25 protein-coding genes and 1 tRNA gene are annotated in these 20,059 nt (G+C 73.1%); 13 read left to right on the top strand and 13 right to left on the bottom strand.

The window, feature by feature from the left end; all coding sequences use genetic code 11:
- Positions 1-8: 8 nt before the first annotated feature.
- From EDD40_RS15580 to EDD40_RS15570, 3 genes are read right to left on the bottom strand one after another with little or no spacing between them, the layout of a single operon-like run.
- Positions 9-452 carry a Fur family transcriptional regulator gene (locus tag EDD40_RS15580; protein ID WP_123743555.1) on the bottom strand — a complete coding sequence of 148 codons (444 nt, stop codon included), beginning with the start codon at positions 450-452 and terminating at the stop codon, positions 9-11.
- Positions 449-853, bottom strand: coding sequence for an ArsR/SmtB family transcription factor (locus tag EDD40_RS15575; protein WP_201438965.1), 405 nt, complete (start codon positions 851-853; stop codon positions 449-451). The genes EDD40_RS15580 and EDD40_RS15575 overlap by 4 nt, the downstream gene beginning before the upstream one ends.
- Positions 854-898: 45 nt before the next feature.
- Positions 899-1,165 carry a DUF6703 family protein gene (locus EDD40_RS15570; protein ID WP_236594748.1) on the bottom strand — a complete coding sequence of 89 codons (267 nt, stop codon included), beginning with the start codon at positions 1,163-1,165 and terminating at the stop codon, positions 899-901.
- A gap of 17 nt (positions 1,166-1,182) precedes the next feature.
- Here EDD40_RS15570 and EDD40_RS15565 point away from each other — a divergent pair, with 17 nt between their 5' ends.
- Both EDD40_RS15565 and EDD40_RS15560 read left to right on the top strand, forming a co-directional pair.
- On the top strand, positions 1,183-1,563 hold the full coding sequence (locus tag EDD40_RS15565) for an antibiotic biosynthesis monooxygenase family protein (RefSeq protein WP_123743553.1): 381 nt from the start codon (positions 1,183-1,185) through the stop codon (positions 1,561-1,563).
- Between the two features lie 187 nt (positions 1,564-1,750).
- Positions 1,751-3,136, top strand: a complete 1,386-nt coding sequence (locus EDD40_RS15560; RefSeq protein WP_123743552.1) for a glycine--tRNA ligase — start codon at positions 1,751-1,753, stop codon at positions 3,134-3,136.
- Between the two features lie 9 nt (positions 3,137-3,145).
- On the opposite strand, the gene EDD40_RS41730 is transcribed toward EDD40_RS15560, so the two are convergent.
- Both EDD40_RS41730 and EDD40_RS15555 read right to left on the bottom strand, forming a co-directional pair.
- Entirely contained in the window at positions 3,146-3,286 is a 141-nt protein-coding gene (locus EDD40_RS41730; RefSeq protein ID WP_170185095.1) for a hypothetical protein, read from the bottom strand.
- Between the two features lie 47 nt (positions 3,287-3,333).
- A complete protein-coding gene (locus tag EDD40_RS15555; protein ID WP_123743551.1) occupies positions 3,334-4,266 on the bottom strand; it encodes an AraC family transcriptional regulator in 933 nt (310 codons plus the stop codon).
- Between the two features lie 94 nt (positions 4,267-4,360).
- On the opposite strand from EDD40_RS15555, the gene EDD40_RS15550 reads away from it, so the two are divergent.
- On the top strand, positions 4,361-4,780 hold the full coding sequence (locus EDD40_RS15550) for an anthrone oxygenase family protein (RefSeq protein WP_246037679.1): 420 nt from the start codon (positions 4,361-4,363) through the stop codon (positions 4,778-4,780).
- Here the strand turns inward: EDD40_RS15550 and EDD40_RS15545 are convergent.
- Complete coding sequence (locus tag EDD40_RS15545; protein WP_123743549.1) at positions 4,777-5,706, bottom strand: tetratricopeptide repeat protein; 930 nt, start codon at positions 5,704-5,706, stop codon at positions 4,777-4,779. The two genes, EDD40_RS15550 and EDD40_RS15545, sit on opposite strands and share 4 nt — an antisense overlap.
- A 173-nt stretch (positions 5,707-5,879) precedes the next feature.
- Between EDD40_RS15545 and EDD40_RS41025 the strand changes: the two genes are divergently transcribed.
- Complete coding sequence (locus tag EDD40_RS41025; protein WP_148088813.1) at positions 5,880-6,215, top strand: hypothetical protein; 336 nt, start codon at positions 5,880-5,882, stop codon at positions 6,213-6,215.
- Between the two features lie 199 nt (positions 6,216-6,414).
- Entirely contained in the window at positions 6,415-7,857 is a 1,443-nt protein-coding gene (locus EDD40_RS15540) for a SulP family inorganic anion transporter (RefSeq protein ID WP_123743548.1), read from the top strand.
- A gap of 37 nt (positions 7,858-7,894) precedes the next feature.
- Here EDD40_RS15540 and EDD40_RS15535 read toward each other — a convergent pair whose 3' ends face one another.
- From EDD40_RS15535 to EDD40_RS15515, 5 genes are all read right to left on the bottom strand, one after another.
- Positions 7,895-8,359, bottom strand: coding sequence for a DUF6194 family protein (locus tag EDD40_RS15535; RefSeq protein ID WP_123743547.1), 465 nt, complete (start codon positions 8,357-8,359; stop codon positions 7,895-7,897).
- Positions 8,360-8,439: 80 nt separating this feature from the next.
- Entirely contained in the window at positions 8,440-8,958 is a 519-nt protein-coding gene (locus EDD40_RS15530; RefSeq protein WP_123743546.1) for an oxidoreductase, read from the bottom strand.
- Complete coding sequence (locus EDD40_RS15525) at positions 8,955-9,878, bottom strand: class I SAM-dependent methyltransferase (RefSeq protein ID WP_123743545.1); 924 nt, start codon at positions 9,876-9,878, stop codon at positions 8,955-8,957. Before EDD40_RS15525 ends, EDD40_RS15530 begins: the two co-directional genes overlap by 4 nt.
- 49 nt (positions 9,879-9,927) lie before the next feature.
- Entirely contained in the window at positions 9,928-10,803 is an 876-nt protein-coding gene (locus EDD40_RS15520) for a serine hydrolase (protein ID WP_148088812.1), read from the bottom strand.
- 15 nt (positions 10,804-10,818) lie between these two features.
- Complete coding sequence (locus tag EDD40_RS15515; RefSeq protein WP_123743543.1) at positions 10,819-11,550, bottom strand: Type 1 glutamine amidotransferase-like domain-containing protein; 732 nt, start codon at positions 11,548-11,550, stop codon at positions 10,819-10,821.
- 53 nt (positions 11,551-11,603) lie between these two features.
- Here EDD40_RS15515 and EDD40_RS15510 point away from each other — a divergent pair, with 53 nt between their 5' ends.
- From EDD40_RS15510 to EDD40_RS15495, 4 genes are all read left to right on the top strand, one after another.
- A complete protein-coding gene (locus EDD40_RS15510) occupies positions 11,604-12,242 on the top strand; it encodes a YdcF family protein (RefSeq protein ID WP_123743542.1) in 639 nt (212 codons plus the stop codon).
- 32 nt (positions 12,243-12,274) lie between these two features.
- Positions 12,275-13,537 carry a deoxyguanosinetriphosphate triphosphohydrolase gene (locus EDD40_RS15505; protein ID WP_123743541.1) on the top strand — a complete coding sequence of 421 codons (1,263 nt, stop codon included), beginning with the start codon at positions 12,275-12,277 and terminating at the stop codon, positions 13,535-13,537.
- A gap of 101 nt (positions 13,538-13,638) precedes the next feature.
- Positions 13,639-14,685 (top strand): serpin family protein, encoded by a 1,047-nt coding sequence (locus tag EDD40_RS15500; protein WP_123743540.1) that lies wholly within the window; start codon positions 13,639-13,641, stop codon positions 14,683-14,685.
- 75 nt (positions 14,686-14,760) lie between these two features.
- Complete coding sequence (locus EDD40_RS15495; RefSeq protein WP_123743539.1) at positions 14,761-15,327, top strand: carboxymuconolactone decarboxylase family protein; 567 nt, start codon at positions 14,761-14,763, stop codon at positions 15,325-15,327.
- Between the two features lie 25 nt (positions 15,328-15,352).
- Here the strand turns inward: EDD40_RS15495 and EDD40_RS15490 are convergent, their stop codons facing one another.
- Complete coding sequence (locus EDD40_RS15490; RefSeq protein WP_246037678.1) at positions 15,353-16,270, bottom strand: sigma-70 family RNA polymerase sigma factor; 918 nt, start codon at positions 16,268-16,270, stop codon at positions 15,353-15,355.
- Between the two features lie 34 nt (positions 16,271-16,304).
- Here EDD40_RS15490 and dnaG point away from each other — a divergent pair, with 34 nt between their 5' ends.
- From dnaG to EDD40_RS15475, 3 genes are read left to right on the top strand one after another with little or no spacing between them, the layout of a single operon-like run.
- Entirely contained in the window at positions 16,305-18,200 is a 1,896-nt protein-coding gene (gene dnaG / locus EDD40_RS15485; protein WP_123743537.1) for a DNA primase, read from the top strand.
- A complete protein-coding gene (locus EDD40_RS15480) occupies positions 18,200-18,733 on the top strand; it encodes a hypothetical protein (protein WP_123743536.1) in 534 nt (177 codons plus the stop codon). Before dnaG ends, EDD40_RS15480 begins: the two co-directional genes overlap by 1 nt.
- A 53-nt stretch (positions 18,734-18,786) precedes the next feature.
- Positions 18,787-19,533: a trans-aconitate 2-methyltransferase gene (locus EDD40_RS15475; protein ID WP_123743535.1), complete on the top strand. Its 747-nt coding sequence runs from the start codon at positions 18,787-18,789 to the stop codon at positions 19,531-19,533.
- Positions 19,534-19,609: 76 nt separating this feature from the next.
- Here EDD40_RS15475 and EDD40_RS15470 read toward each other — a convergent pair whose 3' ends face one another.
- Positions 19,610-19,840, bottom strand: a complete 231-nt coding sequence (locus EDD40_RS15470) for a hypothetical protein (protein ID WP_123743534.1) — start codon at positions 19,838-19,840, stop codon at positions 19,610-19,612.
- A 138-nt stretch (positions 19,841-19,978) separates the two neighbouring features.
- Between EDD40_RS15470 and EDD40_RS15465 the strand changes: the two genes are divergently transcribed.
- Positions 19,979-20,050 (top strand) — tRNA-Asn (locus EDD40_RS15465).
- The last annotated feature ends 9 nt before the right edge of the window (positions 20,051-20,059 follow it).

Below are 20,059 nucleotides of genomic sequence, written 5' to 3'. Positions count from 1 at the left end.
CCGCGGGGCTACGAGGGCTGCGCCGCCGCCCGGTCGTCGGCGCAGCAGTCGCGGCACGTGCCGAAGATCTCCACGGTGTGGCTGACCTCGACGAACCCGTTCTCCGCCGCGATCCGGTCGGCCCACTTCTCCACCGCCGGGCCCTCCACCTCCACCGTGCGGCCGCAGCTGCGGCACACCAGGTGGTGATGGTGGTGCTGGGAGCAGCGGCGGTAGATCGCCTCGCCCGAGTCGGTGCGCAGCACGTCGACCTCGCCCGCGTCGGCCAGGGACTGCAACGTGCGGTAGACCGTGGTCAGGCCGATGCCCTCGCCGCGCTTGCGCAGCTCCTCGTGCAGCTCCTGGGCCGAGCGGAACTCGCCCAGCGAGTCGAGCAGCTTGGACACGGCGGTGCGCTGCTTGGTCGAGCGCAGCCCGGGCACCGCGGTGGTCGGGCGCTCGCTAGTGGTCACATCTCCTCCGTCCGGGGGGTCCGGTCGGTCTGGTTGATACCACGCGGCGGCCCCTCGTCCACATGGGTCACCGCGTCGACCACGATGTGCGCGAGGTGCTCGTCGACGAGCCGGTAGACGACCTCCCGGCCGTGCCGCTCGCCGTGCACCACGCCCGCGGCCTTGAGCACCCGCAGGTGCTGGCTGATCAACGGCTGGGCCACGCCCAGCGCCTCGACCAGCTCGTGCACGCACCGGTCCGCCTCGCGCAGTTGCAGCACGATCGCGATCCGCACCGGCGCGGCGAGCGCCCGCAGCAGCTCGCCCGCCGCGGACAGGGTCCGGGTCGGCTGCCGCGGCGCGGGTGGTGGCACCCGGCGTTCCGTGGAGTGCACGTGTTCGCCTCGCACTCCGACCGTCACGGCGCCTCCCACGTGGTATGGATTTTCACCACCGATACTACGGCGCTAGAGCACGGACACCGTGATGAGCACCAGTACCCCGAGAACGAGCAGTCTCAACACGCGCGCGCTCGGGGTGAGCAGGGCCCAGGTGGTGGCGAGCAGCGTCGCCACCCCGAGCGCCAGCAGGCCCAGCAGCAGCGCGCCCACCGTGCCCCGCACCCACACACCGGCCAGGAACAACGCCAAGACCAGCAGGAACGCCGCCGGCGCGGGGACCCGCGAGAGCGGTCCGGCACCGGGGATCAGGGTCCGCTTCGAGTCACCAGCCACCGTGGCATCCTTGCACCGTGCTGCTCGTGTGCCGCTTCACCGTGGCGGAAACCGGGGTCGAGGCGTTCATCGGACGCGTCGACCGGGCGTTGGCCCTGCTCACCGCCCAGCCCGGCTGCCGGCGCGGCGGGCTGTCGCGGTCCACGGACGAGGCCGACCGCTTCGTGCTCACGGTCGAGTTCGACTCCGTGGTGGCCTACCGGCGGGCGCTGTCGCCGTTCGAGGTGCGCGAGCACGTCATCCCCCTGCTGTCGGAGGCGAGCACCGACGAGCCGGCCGCCTACGAACCGCTGCTGGTGGCCGCCGACGGCGCGGTCCGCCGCGAGGTGAGCCTGCTGGCGCACGACGCGGGCACCGTCCGCCTCGGCGAAGCCGCCGGTCCGACCACTCCGCGCTGACTCTGGTCGACCACTCCGCGTCGGGACTGCCCGCTCACGCGACAGCGCGTGAAAGCGGAACCGGCGCCGTCTCCACCACCGGAACGCGCGCACGGGTGTGGCCCGGTCGCCGGAGGGCGACCCGACGGCAAGGACTACCCTGGCAAGCCCGTTTCCGTCCTTTTCTGCATCTCCCGATGGAGTGTCCGTGGCAGCCGATCGCATCGAGACCGTCGTCAGCCTGTGCAAGCGTCGCGGGTTCGTCTACCCGTGTGGCGAGATCTACGGCGGCACCAGGTCGGCCTGGGACTACGGTCCGCTCGGTGTCGAGCTGAAGGACAACATCAAGCGCCAGTGGTGGAACTTCATGGTGCGCGGCCGCGAGGACGTCGTCGGCCTGGACTCGTCGGTGATCCTGCCGCGCGAGGTGTGGGCGGCGTCCGGCCACGTCGAGGCGTTCGTCGACCCGCTGATCGAGTGCAACTCGTGCCACAAGCGGTTCCGGCAGGACACGCTGGTCGAGGAGTACGCGGAGCGCACCGGCAAGCAGGTCGCGGAGGGCGACGTCTCCGACGTGCCGTGCCCGAACTGCGGCAACCGCGGCCAGTACACCGAGCCGAAGATGTTCAACGGCCTGCTCAAGACCCACCTCGGCCCGGTCGAGACCGACGAGGGCCTGCACTACCTGCGCCCGGAGACCGCGCAGGGCATCTTCACGAACTTCCTGAACGTGCAGACCACGTCGCGCCGCAAGCCGCCGTTCGGCATCGGCCAGATCGGCAAGAGCTTCCGCAACGAGATCACGCCGGGCAACTTCATCTTCCGCACCCGCGAGTTCGAGCAGATGGAGATGGAGTTCTTCGTCGAGCCGGGCACGGACGAGGAATGGCACCAGTACTGGATCGACGAGCGCACCCGCTGGTACACCGAGCTGGGCATCTCCAAGGAGAACCTGCGCCACTACGAGCACCCCGGGGAAAAGCTGTCGCACTACTCCAAGCGCACCGTCGACATCGAGTACCGGTTCCAGTTCGGCGGCCAGGAGTGGGGTGAGCTGGAAGGCATCGCCAACCGCACCGACTTCGACCTGAACACGCACTCGGAGCACTCGGGCGTCGACCTGTCGTACTTCGACCAGGCCACCAACTCGCGCTACCGGCCGTTCGTCATCGAGCCCGCCGCCGGTGTGGGCCGGCCGATGATGGCGTTCCTGCTGGAGGCCTACACCGAGGACGAGGCGCCGAACGCCAAGGGCGGCGTGGACAAGCGGGTCGTGCTGCGCCTGGACCGCAGGCTGGCCCCGGTGAAGGCGGCCGTGCTGCCGCTGTCGCGCAACGCCGACCTGTCGCCGAAGGCCAAGGACCTGGCCAACGCCCTGCGCAAGCACTGGAACATCGAGTTCGACGACGCGGGCGCCATCGGCCGCCGCTACCGCAGGCAGGACGAGATCGGCACGCCGTTCTGCGTCACGGTCGACTTCGACACCCTCACCGACCACGCCGTCACGGTGCGGGAACGCGACACCATGTCGCAGGAGCGGGTGTCGATGGACCAGCTGGAGGGCTACCTCGCCGCCCGCCTGATCGGCGCCTGACCCGACGGGTCACGCGGGTCGCGGCAGGCGGCGCACGAGCCGGGCCCGCTCGACGTCCACGTCGACGTCGAGCAGCCGCAGCTTGCGCTCCGCCTGCTCGCGCACCTCGGGGGAGAACAACTGCTCGCACCGGGGCGGCAGGACCCACATCTCGACGCTCGCGTCGTGGCCGAGCCGGCCCAGCTCGACAGCGTCGCTCAGGAGGCCGCGCCCGCCCGGTGCTCGGACGGGCTCACGCCGCGTTCCCGCTTGAACGCCGTGCTCAGCGCGAACGCGGTGCTGTAGCCGACCTGGCGGGCGACCGCGGCGACGGTGGCGGACGGTTCGCGCAGCAGGTCGGCGGCCAGGGCGAGGCGCCAGCCGGTCAGGTAGGCCATCGGCGGCTCGCCGACCAGGTCGGTGAACCGCCTGGCCAGCGCCGCCCGGGACACGTCGACGGCCTCGGCCAGCGCGCCGACCGTCCACGGACGCGCCGGGTCGCCGTGCAGCAGGCGCAGCGCGCGCCCCACCACCGGATCGGCGTGCGCCGAGTACCAGGTCGGCGTCTCCGCCTCCGGGCGGCAGAACCAGGACCGCAGCACGGAGATCAGCAGCAGGTCCAGCAGGCGGTCCAGGACGGCTTCCTGGCCCGGCTCGTCGCGGGTGATCTCGTCGGCCAGCAGCGGCACCAGCGGCAGGTCCGCGCGCGGCGCCACGAGGAACGGCGGCAGCGCCGACAGCAGCCGCCGGCTCACCTCGCCGTCCACCTGGTACGTGCCGCTGAGCATCACCACCGACCCGTCGGGGTTCGCGCCCCACGTGCGCACGCCCAGGCCCCACTGCTCGCACAACGCGGCGCCGTCCGGCGTGGTGGTGATCTCGCCGGGGTGGACCACCGCCTGCACGGGCGTGCCCGGGTCGTCGGCCAACGCGTACGGGTCGGGCCCGCGCAGCACCGCCACGTCGCCGACGCGCAGCGGCACGGGATCGGCGTCGTGCGGCAGCAGCCACCCCTCGCCGCGCACCATCGCCACCACGGTCAACGGCGCGCGGTCCTCGATGCGCAGCGACCACGGCGGGTCCAGGACGGTGCGCATGAGGAACGCGCCACGGGCGCGCGGCCCGTCCAGCAGCCCGGCGAGAACGTCCACGGCCGCCAGCCTAAGACGCTCGCGCATGCGATCGAGCCGTTCGGCGATGGGCAGTCCAGGACCCGTCGGCTTGACTGGGGCCATGTTCCCCACGGTGACGATCATCGCGGCCCTCGGCTGCGGGATGATGGCTGGAGTCTTCTTCGCGTTCTCCGCGATGGTCATGCCCGGTCTGCGGCGGGCCGAGCCGGCGGTCGGCCTGGCCGCGATGCGGGCGATCAACCTCGCCGTGGTGAACCCCGCGTTCACCGGGGTCTTCCTCGGCACGGCGGTCGTCGGCGTGGTCGCGGCGTTCGAGGGCGACCCGTGGGCGTGGGCGGGCGCGGCGCTCTACGTCCTCGGCGGGATCGTGCTGACGGGCGCGTTCCACGTCCCGCGCAACAACGAGCTGGAGCGGGTCGGCACGACCGGGCACTGGACCCGCTACCTCCGCGAGTGGGTGCCCATGAACCACGTCCGGGCGTTGCTCAGCCTGGCCGCCGCGGCGTCCTTCACCCTCGCCGCTCTCGACTAGCCCACTGGGTGGTTCGGGCGGCCGCAGCACTTCTTGTACTTGGAGGTCGAGCCGCACCAGCAGCGCTCGTTGCGGGCAGGGGGCCAGGCGACCGCGCCGCCTTCCTCGACGATCTCGTTCAGGCACGCCAGGCGGGTGTCCTCGTCGGCGGGGTCCTCGCCGGTCCGCGCCGCGAACTCCAGGAGTTTCGCGGTGGTCAGCGGCACCATGGTGATCCGGGCGGCGCCCGTCTCGGACAGCTCGCGGTTGGCGGCCTCGCGCTCGGCCACCACGCGGTCGGCGTCGGAGTGCTGCACCAGCTGCGGCCAGGTGGTGTGCGCGTGGGCGATCTCGTCGCGCGGCCAGAACAGCACCCGCACCTCCTGCGGCACGGCTCGGGGCGTCAGCGCGCGGGTGAAGTCCTCGGCGCGGTCCGCCAGGGACTCGACCGACTCGTCCAGCTCGTCCGGGGGCATCGCCAGGGCCTGGCGCACGCGTCGTCGGCCGGCCAGGACGTTGTTGGCGTAGCCGGCGAACCCGAACTCGCCGTCCCGCTGCGCCAGCTCCTCCTCGGTCAGCCGGGACACGGCCATGGTGAACCACGTCAGCGACTCGTCGAGCGCACCGCGTTCCTCCAGCAGCTCGGCCGCCAGGTGGTACGGCGACGCCGACGGCGGACGCTCGCGGCGCAGGGTGTCGAGCTGGGCTCGGGCCTCCTCGACCCGGTCGAGGCCGAACAGCAGGTCGGCCAGTGCCACGCGCGCCTCGCCGCCCTCCTCGCCGCCCTCGGCGACCACCTGGTCCAGCAGCGCGATCGCGCGGTCGTGCTCACCCGCCTCGCGCCACTCCTCGGCCGCCTCGATCAGGATCTGCGCCCGTTCCTCGGGGTACCGGGCCAGGTCGGCTTCCAGGCGAGCGGTGATGTCCGCGGCCTTTCCCGTCTTCATCCCGCAGAGAGTATTCCGATTACTGAGAGTGATTTAGCACCCAGGTGAATGACCTGGATCACGCACATTCGAGTGAATATCGAGCTGAGTGCACGAAGGCGGTTCCGGATTCACCGCAACGTCACCCGCCTTTGTGACACTGGAGTTCCAGGCGCGGCTCATCGGGGGGTGTCATGGCGCGTGTCGTTGTCGTCGCAATCGCCTTGGCGCTCGTCGCCGTGCTCGCGCCGTCGCCGCCGGGCGCCGTCGGCGTCGTGCGCGCCGCCCCGGTCGGCCACGCCGTGGCCGGGTCGGAGGAAGAACCCGCCCGCGAGTGCCGCAACGGCCCCGAACCACGATCTTGGTCCACCCGATCGTGGCCGGCCAGGGGCGTGCCGCGCTCTGATCGCGGCATCCCCGGCACGGCCCGCCGGGTCACCGCCGGCCCCGTCCCGCCGGTAGGACGAGGCCGCGAAGAACACCTCCGCTCCTGGACGACCCCGTCGGCTTTACAGGTGTTCCGGAACTGATCGGCGCCCCACCGCCAGTAGTTCGCATCGTCCGACCACAGACGAGTGGGGTAATCCGAATGGAATTCCGTCTACGGTTCCGGCCTGCCCGCGCACACCCACCTCGCGTTTCCCAGGAAATGAGACGAGGGCCCGCCGGCGAGCCCGAACCCTTCATCCGCACGAACTCACGCACGGTGAACGACCCGAGGGCCGAGGCGTGAGCACCCGGACCGAACGGCCGGCCCCGCCGACGTTCTGGCCCGACGTCGGCGCGTCGCTGGTGGTGTTCCTGGTGGCGCTCCCGCTGTGCGTGGGCATCGCCGTCGCCTCCGGCGTCCCGGCGGAGCTGGGCATCATCACCGGCGTGGTGGGCGGCCTCGTCGTCGGCCTGCTGCCCGGCAGCACCATGCAGGTCAGCGGCCCGGCGGCGGGCCTGACCGTGCTGGTCGCGGACACCGTCGCGGCACACGGCCTCGGCGCGATGGGCCTCATCGTGCTCGGCGCGGGCCTGCTCCAGGTGGCGATGGGCCTGCTGCGGCTGGGCCGCTGGTTCCGCGCCATCTCGCCCGCCGTGGTCCAGGGCATGCTCGCGGGCATCGGCCTGGTGCTCGTGCTGGGCCAGCTCTACCCGTTCGGCGGGCAGGACCAGCCCGCCACGACCAGCGCGAAGTTCGCCGGGCTGGTCGACCTCGTCCGGGCCGCGCTGACGACGGCGGTCGGGTTGAGCGGCGTGGCGGTCGGCGTGCTGACGCTGCTCGTGGCGTGGCTGTGGAAGCGCACGCCGTGGCGGGCCGTGCCGGGGATGCTGGTGGCCGTCGTGGTCGCCTCGGCGGTGGGCGCGCTGCTCCCGCTGCCGCGCATCTCGGTGGGCCCGCTGACCGACGTGGTGTCCCTGGTCGACTTCTCCCTGCTGGACGCCGGCGTGCTGGGCGCGATGCTGACGTTCGCCCTCGTGGCGTCGGCGGAGAGCCTGTTCAGCGCGGCGGCCGTGGACCGCATGCACAGCGGTCCGCGCACGAGGTACAACCGGGAGCTGGTCGCGCAGGGCGTCGGCAACGCGGTGTGCGGCGTGCTCGGCGCGTTGCCGATGACCGCCGTGATCGTGCGCAGCGCGGCCAACGTGGACGCCGGCGCCCGCACCCGGCTGTCCCGCGTGCTGCACGGCGGCTGGCTGCTGGTGTTCGTCGTGCTGCTGCCGGGCGTGCTGTCCTACGTGCCGCTGGCGGTGCTGGCCGCGCTGCTGGTGCAGGCGGGCTGGAAGCTCCTGGCGCCCCGGCAGGTCCTGGCCCTGGCCCGCGTGGACCGGGCCGAAGCGGGCATCCTGGTGCTCACCGCGGGCTTGATCGTGCTCACGGACCTGCTCACCGGCACCCTCGCCGGCCTGCTGGCGGCGGTGGTCAAGACGGCCTGGGACATGTCCCGCCTGACCGTCACCGTGACCGCGCACGGCGAGGACCACCACCACGTGGCGGTGCGCGGCAACGCGACGTTCCTCAAGCTGCCGGGCCTGCTGGAGTCCCTGGAGGCCGTGCCGGACAGCAGGCACGTCCGCGTCGACCTGACCGGTGTCCGCCACCTCGACCAGGCGTGCGGCCAGGCGATCGACCACTGGGCCGCGGGCCGCGGCAGCGTGGAGCTGATCCACCCGGTGTCCGAATGAACCGACCCCCGGCGCGGGCGATCCCCGCGCCGGGGCGTCACCTCCGGGCCCGCCGGGCGTGGTTGGCGTGCTTGCGGGCGGCGAACCCGTGCGCCTCGGCGAGCAGCGGCCCGATGGCGTCCGCCGTCGCCTCGCCCGGCGACACCACGCAGACCCAGTGCTGCGACGCGTACACGGGGTGCGGCATCACGCGGTCCCGTTCCGCGTGGTCGAAACCGGTGTCGAACACGCCCCGGTCGTCGCGCCCGGTCGGCACGGCGCCGAACATCGCGGTGTAGGTCGCCTTGGTGAGCCCGATGTTGAGCCGGTAGGCGCCCGGCTCGGTCAGCTCGGACACCTGCTCGTAGTGGTCGCCGGTCACGATCGTCGCGAACGGCAGCTGACGCTCCGGCGGGAGGTCGCCGTCGGGGTCGTAGAGGAAGAACGTGTCGCCGTACGCCTCCATGACGCGGGTACCGGCGAAGGTCGAGCTGATGTGGTCCGTCATCTCCTCGGCAGTCACACCTTCAAGCGTAACTTTGAAGTCCTTTGTGAGACTTTCCCGACGATTCCGCAGAGTAAGCGGTGAAAAGCCTCAACCCATCAGGTGGGCGACGCGTACCGGAGGCGGTGCACGGCCGGCTCCACGGCCAGCACGCAGGCCGCCGCTGCGCCCGAACCCGCCCAGACGAGCCAGTCGGACGACCCGACGGCCGCCCACACCGCGCCCGCCACCACGACGACCGGCCGCAGCAGCGTGAACGGACCCAACCCGACCAGGATCACGAAGGTGCTCTCCCGCATCGGCAGCAGCCAGTACGCCACCAGGGTCGCCACCACCAGCGCCGCGAACGGGACCAGCACCTCCAGCAGCCGCGTTCCCGCCCGGACCAGCTCGGCGTACCGGGCGGCGGCGTCGGGCGCGGCCACCAGGGGCAGCAGGAGCAGCAGGGCCACCGCGGCGAGACCGACCGCGCCGCCGAGCAGCCCCCGCCACGCGGCGCGCAGGTAGTAGGCGCGCTTGTGGATCCGCGCGTTGCGGCCGGTGGACGCGCGGAACCCGGCGAAGCAGGCGTCGGTGAGGGCGAGCAGGCACAGCGCCGCCGGCACCGCCGAGCTCACCGCTGTGCCCGCGCCGGGACCGTGACCAGGCCGCGCGCCCGGCGGCCCAGGGCACGCCGAACCCCGTCGACCAACGCGGGCCGCAGACCGACCACCGGGCGCATGGCCGCGCAGAACGGGTTGGCGTGCCGGACGGGTTCGAACAGGAAGACGTCCATGCCGTCGGCGTGCGCCGCGGCGTCGAGCAGCACCCGGTCGCCGTGCGCGCGCCGCGCGGACGCCACGCCGTCGTGCCTGCCGAGCGGCTCGCGCATCCGGGCGCGGTGGAACACCCACGCGCCCAGCGGGGCCAACGGCGTGGCGGCGACGTCGTAGTGCAGGAACGCCTGCGTGCCGGGCCGGTCCTGGGCCCGGAAGAACGACGGCAGGGCGTCGGCGGCGAAGTGGTGCAGCACGCCGTTGGACAGGTAGACGGTGGCGTGCCCCGGCAGGGCGAACGCGTCGGCGACGAAGAACCGGCACCGCAGCCGCTCGTGGCGGGCCAGCCGCGACGCCTCGGCGATCAGGGCCGGGTTGAAGTCGACACCCACCAGTTCGACGTCCTCGCCCAGCACGCCGGACGCGGCCAGCGACCGCAGCACGAACCCCAGCCCGCAGCCGATGTCCACCACGCGCAGCGGTGTGACGCCGGCCTGTCGCGCCGCGGCGAGGATCGGGCGCAGCACCTCGGCGAACCGCCGCGCCATGTGCAGCTCTTCGTTGAGCCGTTGCAGTTCGGTGTGCACGCGGACCAGCAACCGGTCCACCGCCGCCGGGTCCAGCACCCCGTTCACGGCCGGGATGCGCTCCACGATCCGGGCCGCCCGCTCGTCGCCCGCGTCCCGCAACCGGGCCGCCACCTCGGCCCGGTGGACGTCGAGCCGTGCGCCGGTGCCGGGGTCCCGGGCCACCACCAGGTCGGAGATCTCCAGCACGGCCATCGACCGAGCGTAGCGATCACCGGCCGTCGGGCGGGCCTGATCGCGGTGCTCACCCGGCCTGGTCGGCGAGGCCGGCGACCAGGGTGTTCGTGACGGCGGTCAGCCGGTCCTTGGCGGCCTCTTCGGTGACGCCCGTCTGGACCGACAGGGCGACCACGGCGTAGCGGTCGGCGACGATGCCCGAGCTGTGCAGGTAGAAGTCCCCCGGCAGGTACCACATCCAGCCCTGCTTGGCGCAGACGTGCGCCTCGGCGCCCGGCGCCAGCAGGCCGTAGGCCTGGTCGAAGCCGTCCGCGGCGGTCGGAGAGGCGGCGGACAGGGCGGTGACGAAGAAGGCGCGCCGGGCGGCCGGCAGGTCGGTCACGGCGTAGCGGTAGAGGGAGGCGACGTCGGCGGCCGACATCTCCACGTCGCCCCACTGGGAGGCGTCCTCGGGGGCGTGGGTGGCGGTCAGGCCCGCCTGCGCGGACACCCGGTCGATCGCGCCCATCCCGTCGTGCGAGGTCCACAGCGCGTTCATCGCGTCGTCGTCGCTCAGGCTGAGGGCGCGGCCCAGCCGATCGAGGTCGTCCGCCGGCACCTCGCCGGAGGTCAGCACGTCCACGGCCACCAGGAGCTTGCTCAACGACGCCGAGCGGAACGGCACGTCGGCGTCGTGACCGGCCGCCGCGCCGGTCTCCAGGTCGACGACCGCCAGCCCGAGGTCCGCGTCCCCGGCGGCCTCGACCGCCCGCGCCACCGCCGCCGAGAGGTCCGGGGCGGGTGCCTCGACGGCACGTGGCGCGGCCGGCCGCGGGTTCTCCGCCGCGGCGTTCGTGGGCACGGCCGACGACACCCGCGCCGTGCGGTCCGCGGCTCGCGGCGCCACCAACACGGCCACGCCCGCGACCACCGCGACCACGACCACCCACCAGCGTCTTCCCACGCCTCAACAGTCCGTTCACAACCGCCTGATGTCGAGCGATTCCTCCTGTGCGGTTGCTGAAGACTCCTCTCGGGTGACGACGTAGGCGCCACCCGTGCGCCGTTCGGACACCGCCTCCACCAGCTCCGTGCCGTGGTACACGAGCCCGGCGCCGTCGTCGGTGCAGTGCGTCACCGGCAGCACGCCCGCCGCCACCGCCGCGTGGATCGTCGGACGCCGCGCCGCCTCGCTGTCGTAGTGCACGCCGTTGCCGTACGGCAGGAAGCCGAGGCCGTTGGTGACCACCCGCAGCTCCGGCCCGAACGAGTCGGTCGAGCCGCCCGCGAACCAGCAGATCGACCCGGCGGACACGCCGCCGAGCACGACACCGTCCTGCCACGCGCCGCGCAGCGCCGACCCCAGGTCGTGCACCGCCCACACGGCCAGCAGGTTCGCCACCGACCCGCCGCCGACCCACACCACGTCGTGGGAGGCGAGGAAGCCCGGCACGTCGGTCGTCGGCGGCATGGTGAACAGGTTCAGGTGCGACACCTCCCACCCCGCCAGCTGCCCGGCTTCGGACACGTCCGCGCTGAACCACCGCTGGTCGCCGGAGGCCGTGCCGATGTGGCACAGGCGGGGTTTGCGGCCGTGCACGCCGGACAGGTCGACGGCGTGGTGCACGAGCCGGTGGAACTCCAGGTTGGTGCGGCGCCCGGCGCGGAAACCACCTGAGGTCGCCACGATCGTCGGCTGGTCTGCTGCCATGCCCGCGATCCTGGCAGCGCTCACGCCCGAGCGGGTGTGGAATCATCCCCGGCGTGACGTTCCTGCCGAGACTCCGCAGGCTGGCCACGCGTGTCGTCCTCGGCGGCATCGTGATCGGGCTCCTCGTCGTCGGCGGCACGGCGTTCCGCGTGTGGCAGGTGGCCCGCGAGGACGACCGGACCCACGCCGACATGGCCGTGGTGCTCGGCGCGGCCCAGTTCAACGGCGTGCCGTCCGACGTGCTGGAGGCACGGCTGGAGCACGCGCGCCGGCTCTACGAGCAGGGCGTGGTCAACTACATCGCCACCACCGGCGGCAGGCAGCCCGGCGACAACTTCACCGAGGGCGAGGCGGGCCGGCTCTGGCTGGAGGCGCACGACGTGCCCGCCGACCGGATCCTCGAGGTCGGCGAGGGCACCGACACGCTGGGCAGCATCCGCGCGCTCGCCGCCGCCGCCCGCGAGAAGTCGCTCACCACGGCGGTGATCGTCAGCGACCCGTGGCACTCCCTGCGGGCGCGCACCATGGCCGAGGACGAGGGCCTGTCCGCGTGGACGTCGCCGACCCGCAGCGGGCCGAACGTGCAGACCCGCGAGACGCAGCTGTTCTACATCCGCCGCGAGACCGGCGCGCTGCTCTACTACCACCTGATGAAGGCGCCGGCGGGGGCGTTCGACGGCATCCTGCTCTGAGCGACCACCGCCGGGGCACCTACCCTGGGCCGATGAGTCAGGGCTACACCGGGCACGACTCCGCGCGCCTGCTCCCCGAGCCGCCCAAGGGGGCGGTGCTGCCCGGAGCGCGCACCGAGCGCCGCTCGCCGTTCTCCCGCGACCGGGCGCGCGTGCTGCACTCGGCGGCGCTGCGCCGGCTCGCGGGCAAGACCCAGGTCGTCGGCCCCGGCGAGGGCGCGGAGGTGACCGGCGTGCCGCGCACCCGCCTCACCCACTCGCTGGAGGTCGCCCAGATCGGCCGGGGCATCGGCGAGGAGCTGGGCTGCGACCCCGACGTGGTCGACACCGCCGGCCTCGCCCACGACATCGGGCACCCGCCGTTCGGCCACAACGGCGAACGCGCGCTCGACGAGCTGGCCGGGCCGTGCGGCGGGTTCGAGGGCAACGCCCAGACCCTGCGCATCCTGACCCGCCTCGAACCCAAGACCGCCAAGGGCCTCAACCTGACCCGGGCGTGCCTCGACGCGGCCACCAAGTACCCGTGGACCCGCCGTCCCGGGATGGTGAAGTTCGGCGCCTACGACGACGACCTCGGCGTGTTCGCGTGGGTCCGCGAGGGCGCGCCGGAGCGGAAGCGGTGCCTGGAGGCGCAGGTCATGGACTGGGCCGACGACGTCGCCTACTCCGTGCACGACGTGGAGGACGGCGTGCTGGCGCACCGGATCAGCCTGGCCGCCCTCGGCGACCCGGCCGAGCGCGCCACCATCGCGGGCCTGGCGGCCAAGCACTTCTCCGACGAGCCGACGTCCGTGCTCGAAGGCGCCGCGACCGAGCTGCTCGGCCTGCCGGTGATCGCCGACCTGGCCGCGTACGACGGCTCGCTGCGCGCCCAGGTGGCGTTGAAGCGGCTCACCAGCGAGCTGGTCGGCCGGTTCGCGTCCGCCGCCGTCGGCGCGACCCGCGAGGTGCACGGCGACGGCCCGCTGAGCCGCTACCAGGCCGACCTGGTCGTGCCGCCCCGGGTCGCGGCCGAGGTGGCGCTGCTCAAGGCGGTCGCGGTCCGGTACGTGATGAGCGACCCGTCCCGGCTGGAGATGCAGGCCCGGCAGCGCGAGCTGGTCGCCGAGCTGGTGCACCTCCTGCTGATGCGCGCCCCCGACACCCTCGACCCCGCGTTCCACCCCGCGTGGGCCGCCGCGGGCACCGACGCCGAACGCCTGCGCGTGGTGATCGACCAGGTCGCCTCGCTCACCGACGCCCAAGCCGTGGCGTGGCGGCGGGCGCTGGGTGCCGCCACCCCCGATCCCCTGTGACCGGTGGCACACTCGGTGTCACCGCCCCAGCCGCTCGGACCGGCGAGCGGCGCGGGCGACCGTCCGATCCCGGACGAGCCCACAGCGGTCAAGGAGACCCAGTGCCTGATCGAGCGCACCTGACGTTCGCCCTCACCCTCCACGACGCCATCGCGCCCGACCGCGCCCGCAACGCGTGCTGGTCGCCGTACTCGGTGGCCAGCGCCCTCGGCCTGACCGCCCAGGCGGCGCGCGGCGACACGGAGGCCGAACTCCTCGCGCTGCTCGGCGCGGACCACGCCAAGGTCCTCAAGGACGCGGTGGTGGGCGACGACGCCGAGTTCGCCGTGGCCAACACGCTCTGGGCGTGGGACGAGCTGCCGATCGACGAGGGCTTCCTCACCGACCTGGCCGGGTGGCCCGGCGCGCGGGCCCGCTCCGCGCCGTTCGCCGGCGACCCGGAAGGCGCGCGCAAGCTCATCAACGCCGACGTGGCCGAGACGACCCGGGGCCTGGTCCCCGAGCTGCTGTCCGCCGGCGCGATCACCTCCGACACGGTCGCGACGCTGGTCAACGCGCTGTACCTGAAGTGCGCGTGGCGTGAGGAGTTCCCCGAGCACGACACCGCCGACCTGCCGTTCCGGGGCGCCGGGAACGTCGCCACCATGCGTCGCGAAGGCAGCATGCGCTACGCCCGCCGCGCCGGGTGGGAGGCCGTGGCGCTGTCCGCGCGCGGCGGCGTGGAAGCGGTCGTGCTGCTGCCCGACGACGACCTCGGCGGCACCGAAGGCGTCCCCGAGGTGCTGGAGGCGCTGGACCACGACCGGGTCGAGCTGTTCCTGCCCAAGCTCAGGTTGTCCGCGAACGTCTCGCTCGCCGCGTCGTTGCAGCAGGTCGGGGTGCGCACCATGTTCGGCCGCGAAGCCGACCTCACCCGGCTGAGCCCCGACCCGCGGCTGTACGTGGACGACGTGGTGCACGAGGCCGTGCTGCGGTTGGACGAGCAGGGCTTCGAGGGCGCGGCGGCCACCGCCGTGGTGATGCGCATGACGTCGTTCATCCCGGCCGAACCCGCCCGCACGGTCCGCGTCGACCGGCCCTACCTGCTGCTGGTCCGGCACGCCGAGACGGGCGCGATCTACTTCCTCGCCCAGGTCGCCACGCCGTGAGCGGTGGCCCCGGAGCTGTCACGTCGTGAGGCCCTTCCTCGTCCACCGGGTGAACACCCGAAACGAGGAGCGGACATGCCCAGGATCCCGGTCGTCACGACCAAGCAGGCCAACCCGCTGGTGAGGTTCGCCTACCGGTTCGCCAGGAAGCGGTTCGGCGCGGTGCCGGAGCCGTTCGCGGTGACCGCGCACCACCGCGGGCTGTTCGTCGCGGGCGCGCGGCACGAGATGGCGGTGCAGAAGGCCGCCCGGACGCTGCCCGTGTCGTTGCGGGAGCTGGTCGTCTACTCGACGGCGGTGAAGCTCGGCTGCTCGTGGTGCGTCGACTTCGGCACCATGCTGATCAAGCACGAGGGCTTGGACGTCGACCGGCTCAAGGACATCCACGACTACCCGACGTCGGACAAGTACACCGAGCTGGAGAAGCTGGCCCTCGCCTACGCCGACGCGATGACCGAGACCCCGACCGCCGTCACCGACGAGCAGGTCGCCGAGCTGGACCGCCGGCTGGGCCACCAGGGGCTGGTCGAGCTGACCTACCTGATCGCGCTGGAGAACCAGCGCGGCCGGTTCAACTCGGCGTTCGGCATCACCGACCAGGGGTTCGCCTCGGGTGACGCCTGCCGGGTGCCGATGCCGTAAGCGGGCACAGAGGCTTCAAGGGCTCTCAGGGGCCCTCGGGGAACGGCACGTGGCCGAGCTTGTCCGGGTTCGACATGTCGTACACGCCGGCCACCTTGCCGTCCCGCACCACGACCGCCTCGACCCGGGGCGTGAGCTCGCCCTGGGCGGTGAACAGCAACCCCAGGTCGCCGTTGACCAGCACGGGCCGCCCCTCGACGTCGCCGTAGCGCCTCATCAGGCCGAGGATCAGGCGGGCCACCTTGTCCGCGCCGCTGACCACGTTGAACGCGGTCTTGGCCCGGCCGCCGCCGTCGCCCACCAGCACCGCGTCCGGGTGCAGCACGCCGATCACCGCGTTGACGTCGCCGGACGCCACGGCCCGGAGGAACCGCTCCAGCACCTCGCGCTGCTCCTCCAGCGCCACCCGCGGCGGCGGGTCGGCCTCGGCCGCCGCCTTGCGGCCGCGGGAAGCGTGCTGACGGGCCGTCGCGACCGCGCAGCCCAACGCGTCGGCGATCTCCGCGAACGGCACGCCGAACGCGTCGTGCAGCACGAACGCCACCCGCTGCTCGGGCGTGAGGCGGTCCAGCACCACCAGCGCCGCCATCCGCACGCCGTCGTCGCGCACCACCGCGTCCAGCGGGTCGTCCTCGCCCGACGTGACCAACGGCTCAGGCAGCCACTGCCCGACGTACCGCTCCCGCCGCGACGCCGCCGACCGCAGCCGGTCCAGGCAGATCCGGCCCACCACGGTCGTCAGCCAGCCGCGCAGGTCCCGGATGCCGGCCCGGCCCTCCCGGCTCAGGCCGGTCAGCCGCAGCCACGCCTCCTGCACCGCGTCCTCGGCGTCCGCGACGCTGCCGGTGAGCCGGTAGGCCACGCCGACCAGGTGGGAGCGGTGGCCGGTGAAGGTCGACGCCAGGGTCCGCTCGGACGCCGAGATCTCCTCGCCGGTGGTCACGGGCACCAGTCTGCCAGCACTAGACTCGCTCGACGTGGCAGGACGCATCCGGGAGAGCGACGTCGCATTGGTGCGTGACCGGAGCCGGATCGACGACGTCGTGGGGGACCACGTCTCCCTGCGCGGCGCCGGCGCCGGCGCGTTGAAGGGCCTGTGCCCGTTCCACGACGAGAAGTCGCCGTCGTTCAACGTCCGGCCCTCGCACGGCACGTTCCACTGCTTCGGCTGCGGCGAGGGCGGCGACGTCATCGCGTTCGTGATGAAGATCGAGCACCTCGGGTTCGTGGAGGCCGTCGAACGGCTGGCCGACCGGGCCGGCATCCAGCTCACCTACGAGGGCGGCGGCGCGACCGTCCAGCGCGACCGAGGCACCCGCAGCAGGCTCATCGAGGCGCACCGGGTCGCCGCCGAGTTCTACGCCGAGCAGCTGGCCACGCCGGACGCGCTGGCCGCGCGCGAGTTCCTGGCGCAACGCGGTTTCGACGAGGCCGCGGCCCGCCAGTTCGGCTGCGGCTTCGCGCCCGCCGGCTGGGACAAGCTCACCAAGCACCTCCTCGGGCGCGGGTTCGAGCTGACCGAGCTGATCAAGGCCCAGCTGACCAAGGAGGGCAGGCAGGGCCCGATCGACCGGTTCCACCGCCGGCTGCTGTGGCCCATCCGGGACATGGGCGGCGAGGTCGTCGGCTTCGGCGCTCGCCGGATCTTCGACGACGACCCGATCCAGGCCAAGTACCTCAACACCAGCGAGAGCCCGATCTACAAGAAGTCGCAGGTGCTGTTCGGGCTGGACCTGGCCAAGCGGGAGATCGCCAAGCGCAGGCAGGCCGTGGTCGTCGAGGGCTACACCGACGTGATGGCCATGCACCTGGCGGGCGTGCCGACGGCGGTCGCGTCCTGCGGCACGGCGTTCGGCGCGGACCACATGAACGTGCTGCGCCGGCTGCTGATCGACGACTCGCTCAACGGCGAGGTCATCTTCACCTTCGACGGCGACGCGGCCGGGCAGAAGGCGGCGCTGAAGGCGTTCGAGGGCGAGCAGGCGTTCTCCGCGCAGACCTACATCGCCATCGCGCCGGACGGCATGGACCCGTGCGAGCTGCGGCAGGACAAGGGCGACGTGGCCGTGCGCGACCTGGTGGCCCGCCGCACGCCGCTGTTCGAGTTCGCCATCAAGACCCGGCTGAAGGACTACGACCTCGACTCGGTGGACGGTCGGGTCGAGGCGCTGAAGGTCATGGTGCCGTTCGTGGCGCAGATCAAGGACCGGGCCAAGCGGGACGGCTACGCGACCCGGCTGGCCTGGTGGGTCGGCTGGGAGGACGAGTCGGCCGTGGTGCGCCGGGTGCGCGAGACGGCGACCGGCCGCGCGCCCGCGCCGTCGCGGCGTGCCGCGCCCGCCGACCCGAACCAGGGCGCGCTGGCCGTGGACGTCGACGGGCCGACCCGCCCCGACCCGCGCGACCCGGCGCTGTGGGCGCAGCGGGAGGCGTTGAAGGCGGCGCTGCAGCTGCCCGAGATGGCCGGGCCGTACTACGACTCGCTGCCCGACGAGGCGTTCACGCACCCCGCCTACCTGGCGTTGCACCAGGCGATCCGGGAGGCGGGCGGCGCGTCGTCCGGGCTGTCCGGTCCGGCGTTCCTGGACGCGGTGTCGCAGGCGTGCCGGCACCAGGCCGTGCGGTCGGTGCTGACCGAGCTGTCCGTCGAGCAGCTGCGGGTCAAGGCGGACGACGAGTACCGGTACGTGCAGGGCGTGCTGGCGCGGTTGCAGCAGATCCTGGTGGCGGGGCAGATCACCGAGATCAAGTCCCGGCTGCGGCGCGTGTCGCCGGTGGAGGAGCCCGACGAGTACCGGGCCCTGTTCGGCGACCTCATCGCGCTGGAGGACTACCACAAGGCGTTGGGCCAACAAGCGGCGGGCGGGCTGTGATGGGGCTGTTCCGGAGGGTTTTCGGCTCGGGCGCGCCCGAGGGGTTCACCGGGTCGCTGGAGGCCGACGAGAACGTGCTGGCGTCGGCCCCGGTCGGCGCGGGGTGGCTCGTGGCGACCACGCACGGGCTGTGGTTGCCCGGTCCGGGTCAGCCTGATCCGGGGCAGCCCGGTCCGCGCCGGGTCGGGTGGCACCTGATCAGCAAGGCGACGTGGAGCGGGAGCGCGTTGGCGGTGATCGAGGCGGTCGAGGACGGCGCGGCCGGCGGGGCCGTGCTGCTGCGCGACCTCGCGCCGCAGCGGTTCCCGCTGGAGTCGCCGGGCAAGGTGCCCGAGGTCGTGCACGCGCGCGTGACCGGGTCGATCAAGTCCCGGGAGCACAATGCGACCGTCGGCGCGTGGTTCGTGCAGCGCAAGGTGGCCGGGCGGGACGGCGTGGTGCTGCAGGTGCGGCCCGACCCGGGCGCGGACGTGACGCGGGTCCGCGAGGTCGCGGCCTCGGTGGCGTCGAAGATCGCCGAGCTGCGCGGGTGAGCGCTCCCGGCGTACGGTAGCAGTACGATCGTACTGTTACTGGGGGTGCGCGCATGTGGGATCCGGGCAAGTACCTCGCGTTCGCCGACCACCGGTCGCGACCGTTCCACGAGCTCGTGGCACGGGTCGGGGCCACGTCGCCGCGGCGGGTGGTCGACCTGGGCTGCGGTCCGGGGAACCTGACCGCGTCGCTGGCCGAGCGGTGGCCGTCGGCGGTGGTGGAGGCGCTGGACTCGTCGCCGGAGATGGTCTCGGCGGCGCGGGCGCGCGGGGTCGACGCGAGGGTCGGCGACGTGGCGTCGTGGGAACCCGGGCCGGACACCGACGTCGTGGTGACCAACGCGGTGCTCCAGTGGGTGCCGGGGCACGAGGACCTGCTGCGGCGGTGGGTCGGGGCGCTGCCGTCCGGCGCGTGGCTGGCGATGCAGGTGCCGGGCAACTTCTCCGGACCGTCGCACGAGCTGGTGCGGTCGCTGGTCGACGCGTCGTGGCCCGCGCTGCGGGGGCTGATGCGGCCGTCGCCGGTGCTCGACCCGGTGGGGTACGCCGAGGTGCTCGACGGCTGCGCGGTGGACGCGTGGGAGACGACCTACCTCCAGCGGCTGGAAGGCGAGGACGCCGTGCTGGAGTGGATCACCGGGACGGCGCTGCGGCCGATCCGGGCGGCGTTGGACGACGGCGAGTGGGCCGCGTTCCGCGGTCGGCTGGCGCCCCTGCTGCGCGAGGCCTACCCGCGCCGGCCGGACGGCACGACCTGGTTCCCGTTCCGCCGGATCTTCGCCGTGGCCCGCGTGCCGTAGCGGATCGGCGCCATGTGCCACCGCGCCGGGGCCGCCCACTGGTCGTGGGCGGCCCCGGCGCGGTGGTTCGGCCGTTCTAGTTGGCGCGTGGGATGACGGGGTCGCGCCGGTGGCCGTTGGCGTTCGACTGGCGCCGGCCGAAACCCGTCTTCTCGCCGACCTTGGCACGCACGATGCCCGCAGCGCCCTGGACGGCCGGGTGGTCGGCCAGGGAGCGGTAGGCGCGCACGATCTGGTCGTAGCGCTGACGTCCGGCGCGCGCCCCTAGGACGTAGCCGACGGCGGCGCCGAGCAGGATGCCCTTCATGAGGTGGTCCTCTCCTGGAGATCGTGCCTGGTCACACCCCTTCCTACCGCACGAGGAGGGGGGTGTGCGCGAGCACTGTTCCGGATGCGCTAGAGTTACCTCCTGTCGGGCCGGGAGGCCCGACCTACAACAGAACATTCCCCCTTAGCTCAATGGCAGAGCATTCGACTGTTAATCGAAGGGTTACTGGTTCGAATCCAGTAGGGGGAGCGCGATGGC

Origin of the sequence: Saccharothrix texasensis, from assembly GCF_003752005.1 — a bacterium.
Lineage (GTDB): Bacteria > Actinomycetota > Actinomycetes > Mycobacteriales > Pseudonocardiaceae > Actinosynnema > Actinosynnema texasense.
Note: the sequence above shows the minus strand (reverse complement) of the source record. Positions and strands in the feature narration are given on the sequence as shown.

What these genes read in the sequence shown, in the direction of transcription:
- EDD40_RS15545 (WP_123743549.1), bottom strand. Translation starts at nt 5,706, where the DNA reads ATGAAGACGGGAAAGGCCGCGGACATCACCGCTCGCCTGGAAGCCGAC.
- EDD40_RS15470 (WP_123743534.1), bottom strand. Translation starts at nt 19,840, where the DNA reads ATGAAGGGCATCCTGCTCGGCGCCGCCGTCGGCTACGTCCTAGGGGCG.
- EDD40_RS15495 (WP_123743539.1), top strand. Translation starts at nt 14,761, where the DNA reads ATGCCCAGGATCCCGGTCGTCACGACCAAGCAGGCCAACCCGCTGGTG.
- EDD40_RS15475 (WP_123743535.1), top strand. Translation starts at nt 18,787, where the DNA reads ATGTGGGATCCGGGCAAGTACCTCGCGTTCGCCGACCACCGGTCGCGA.
- EDD40_RS15480 (WP_123743536.1), top strand. Translation starts at nt 18,200, where the DNA reads ATGGGGCTGTTCCGGAGGGTTTTCGGCTCGGGCGCGCCCGAGGGGTTC.
- EDD40_RS15525 (WP_123743545.1), bottom strand. Translation starts at nt 9,878, where the DNA reads ATGGCCGTGCTGGAGATCTCCGACCTGGTGGTGGCCCGGGACCCCGGC.
- EDD40_RS41025 (WP_148088813.1), top strand. Translation starts at nt 5,880, where the DNA reads ATGGCGCGTGTCGTTGTCGTCGCAATCGCCTTGGCGCTCGTCGCCGTG.
- EDD40_RS15505 (WP_123743541.1), top strand. Translation starts at nt 12,275, where the DNA reads ATGAGTCAGGGCTACACCGGGCACGACTCCGCGCGCCTGCTCCCCGAG.
- EDD40_RS15515 (WP_123743543.1), bottom strand. Translation starts at nt 11,550, where the DNA reads ATGGCAGCAGACCAGCCGACGATCGTGGCGACCTCAGGTGGTTTCCGC.
- EDD40_RS41730 (WP_170185095.1), bottom strand. Translation starts at nt 3,286, where the DNA reads ATGTGGGTCCTGCCGCCCCGGTGCGAGCAGTTGTTCTCCCCCGAGGTG.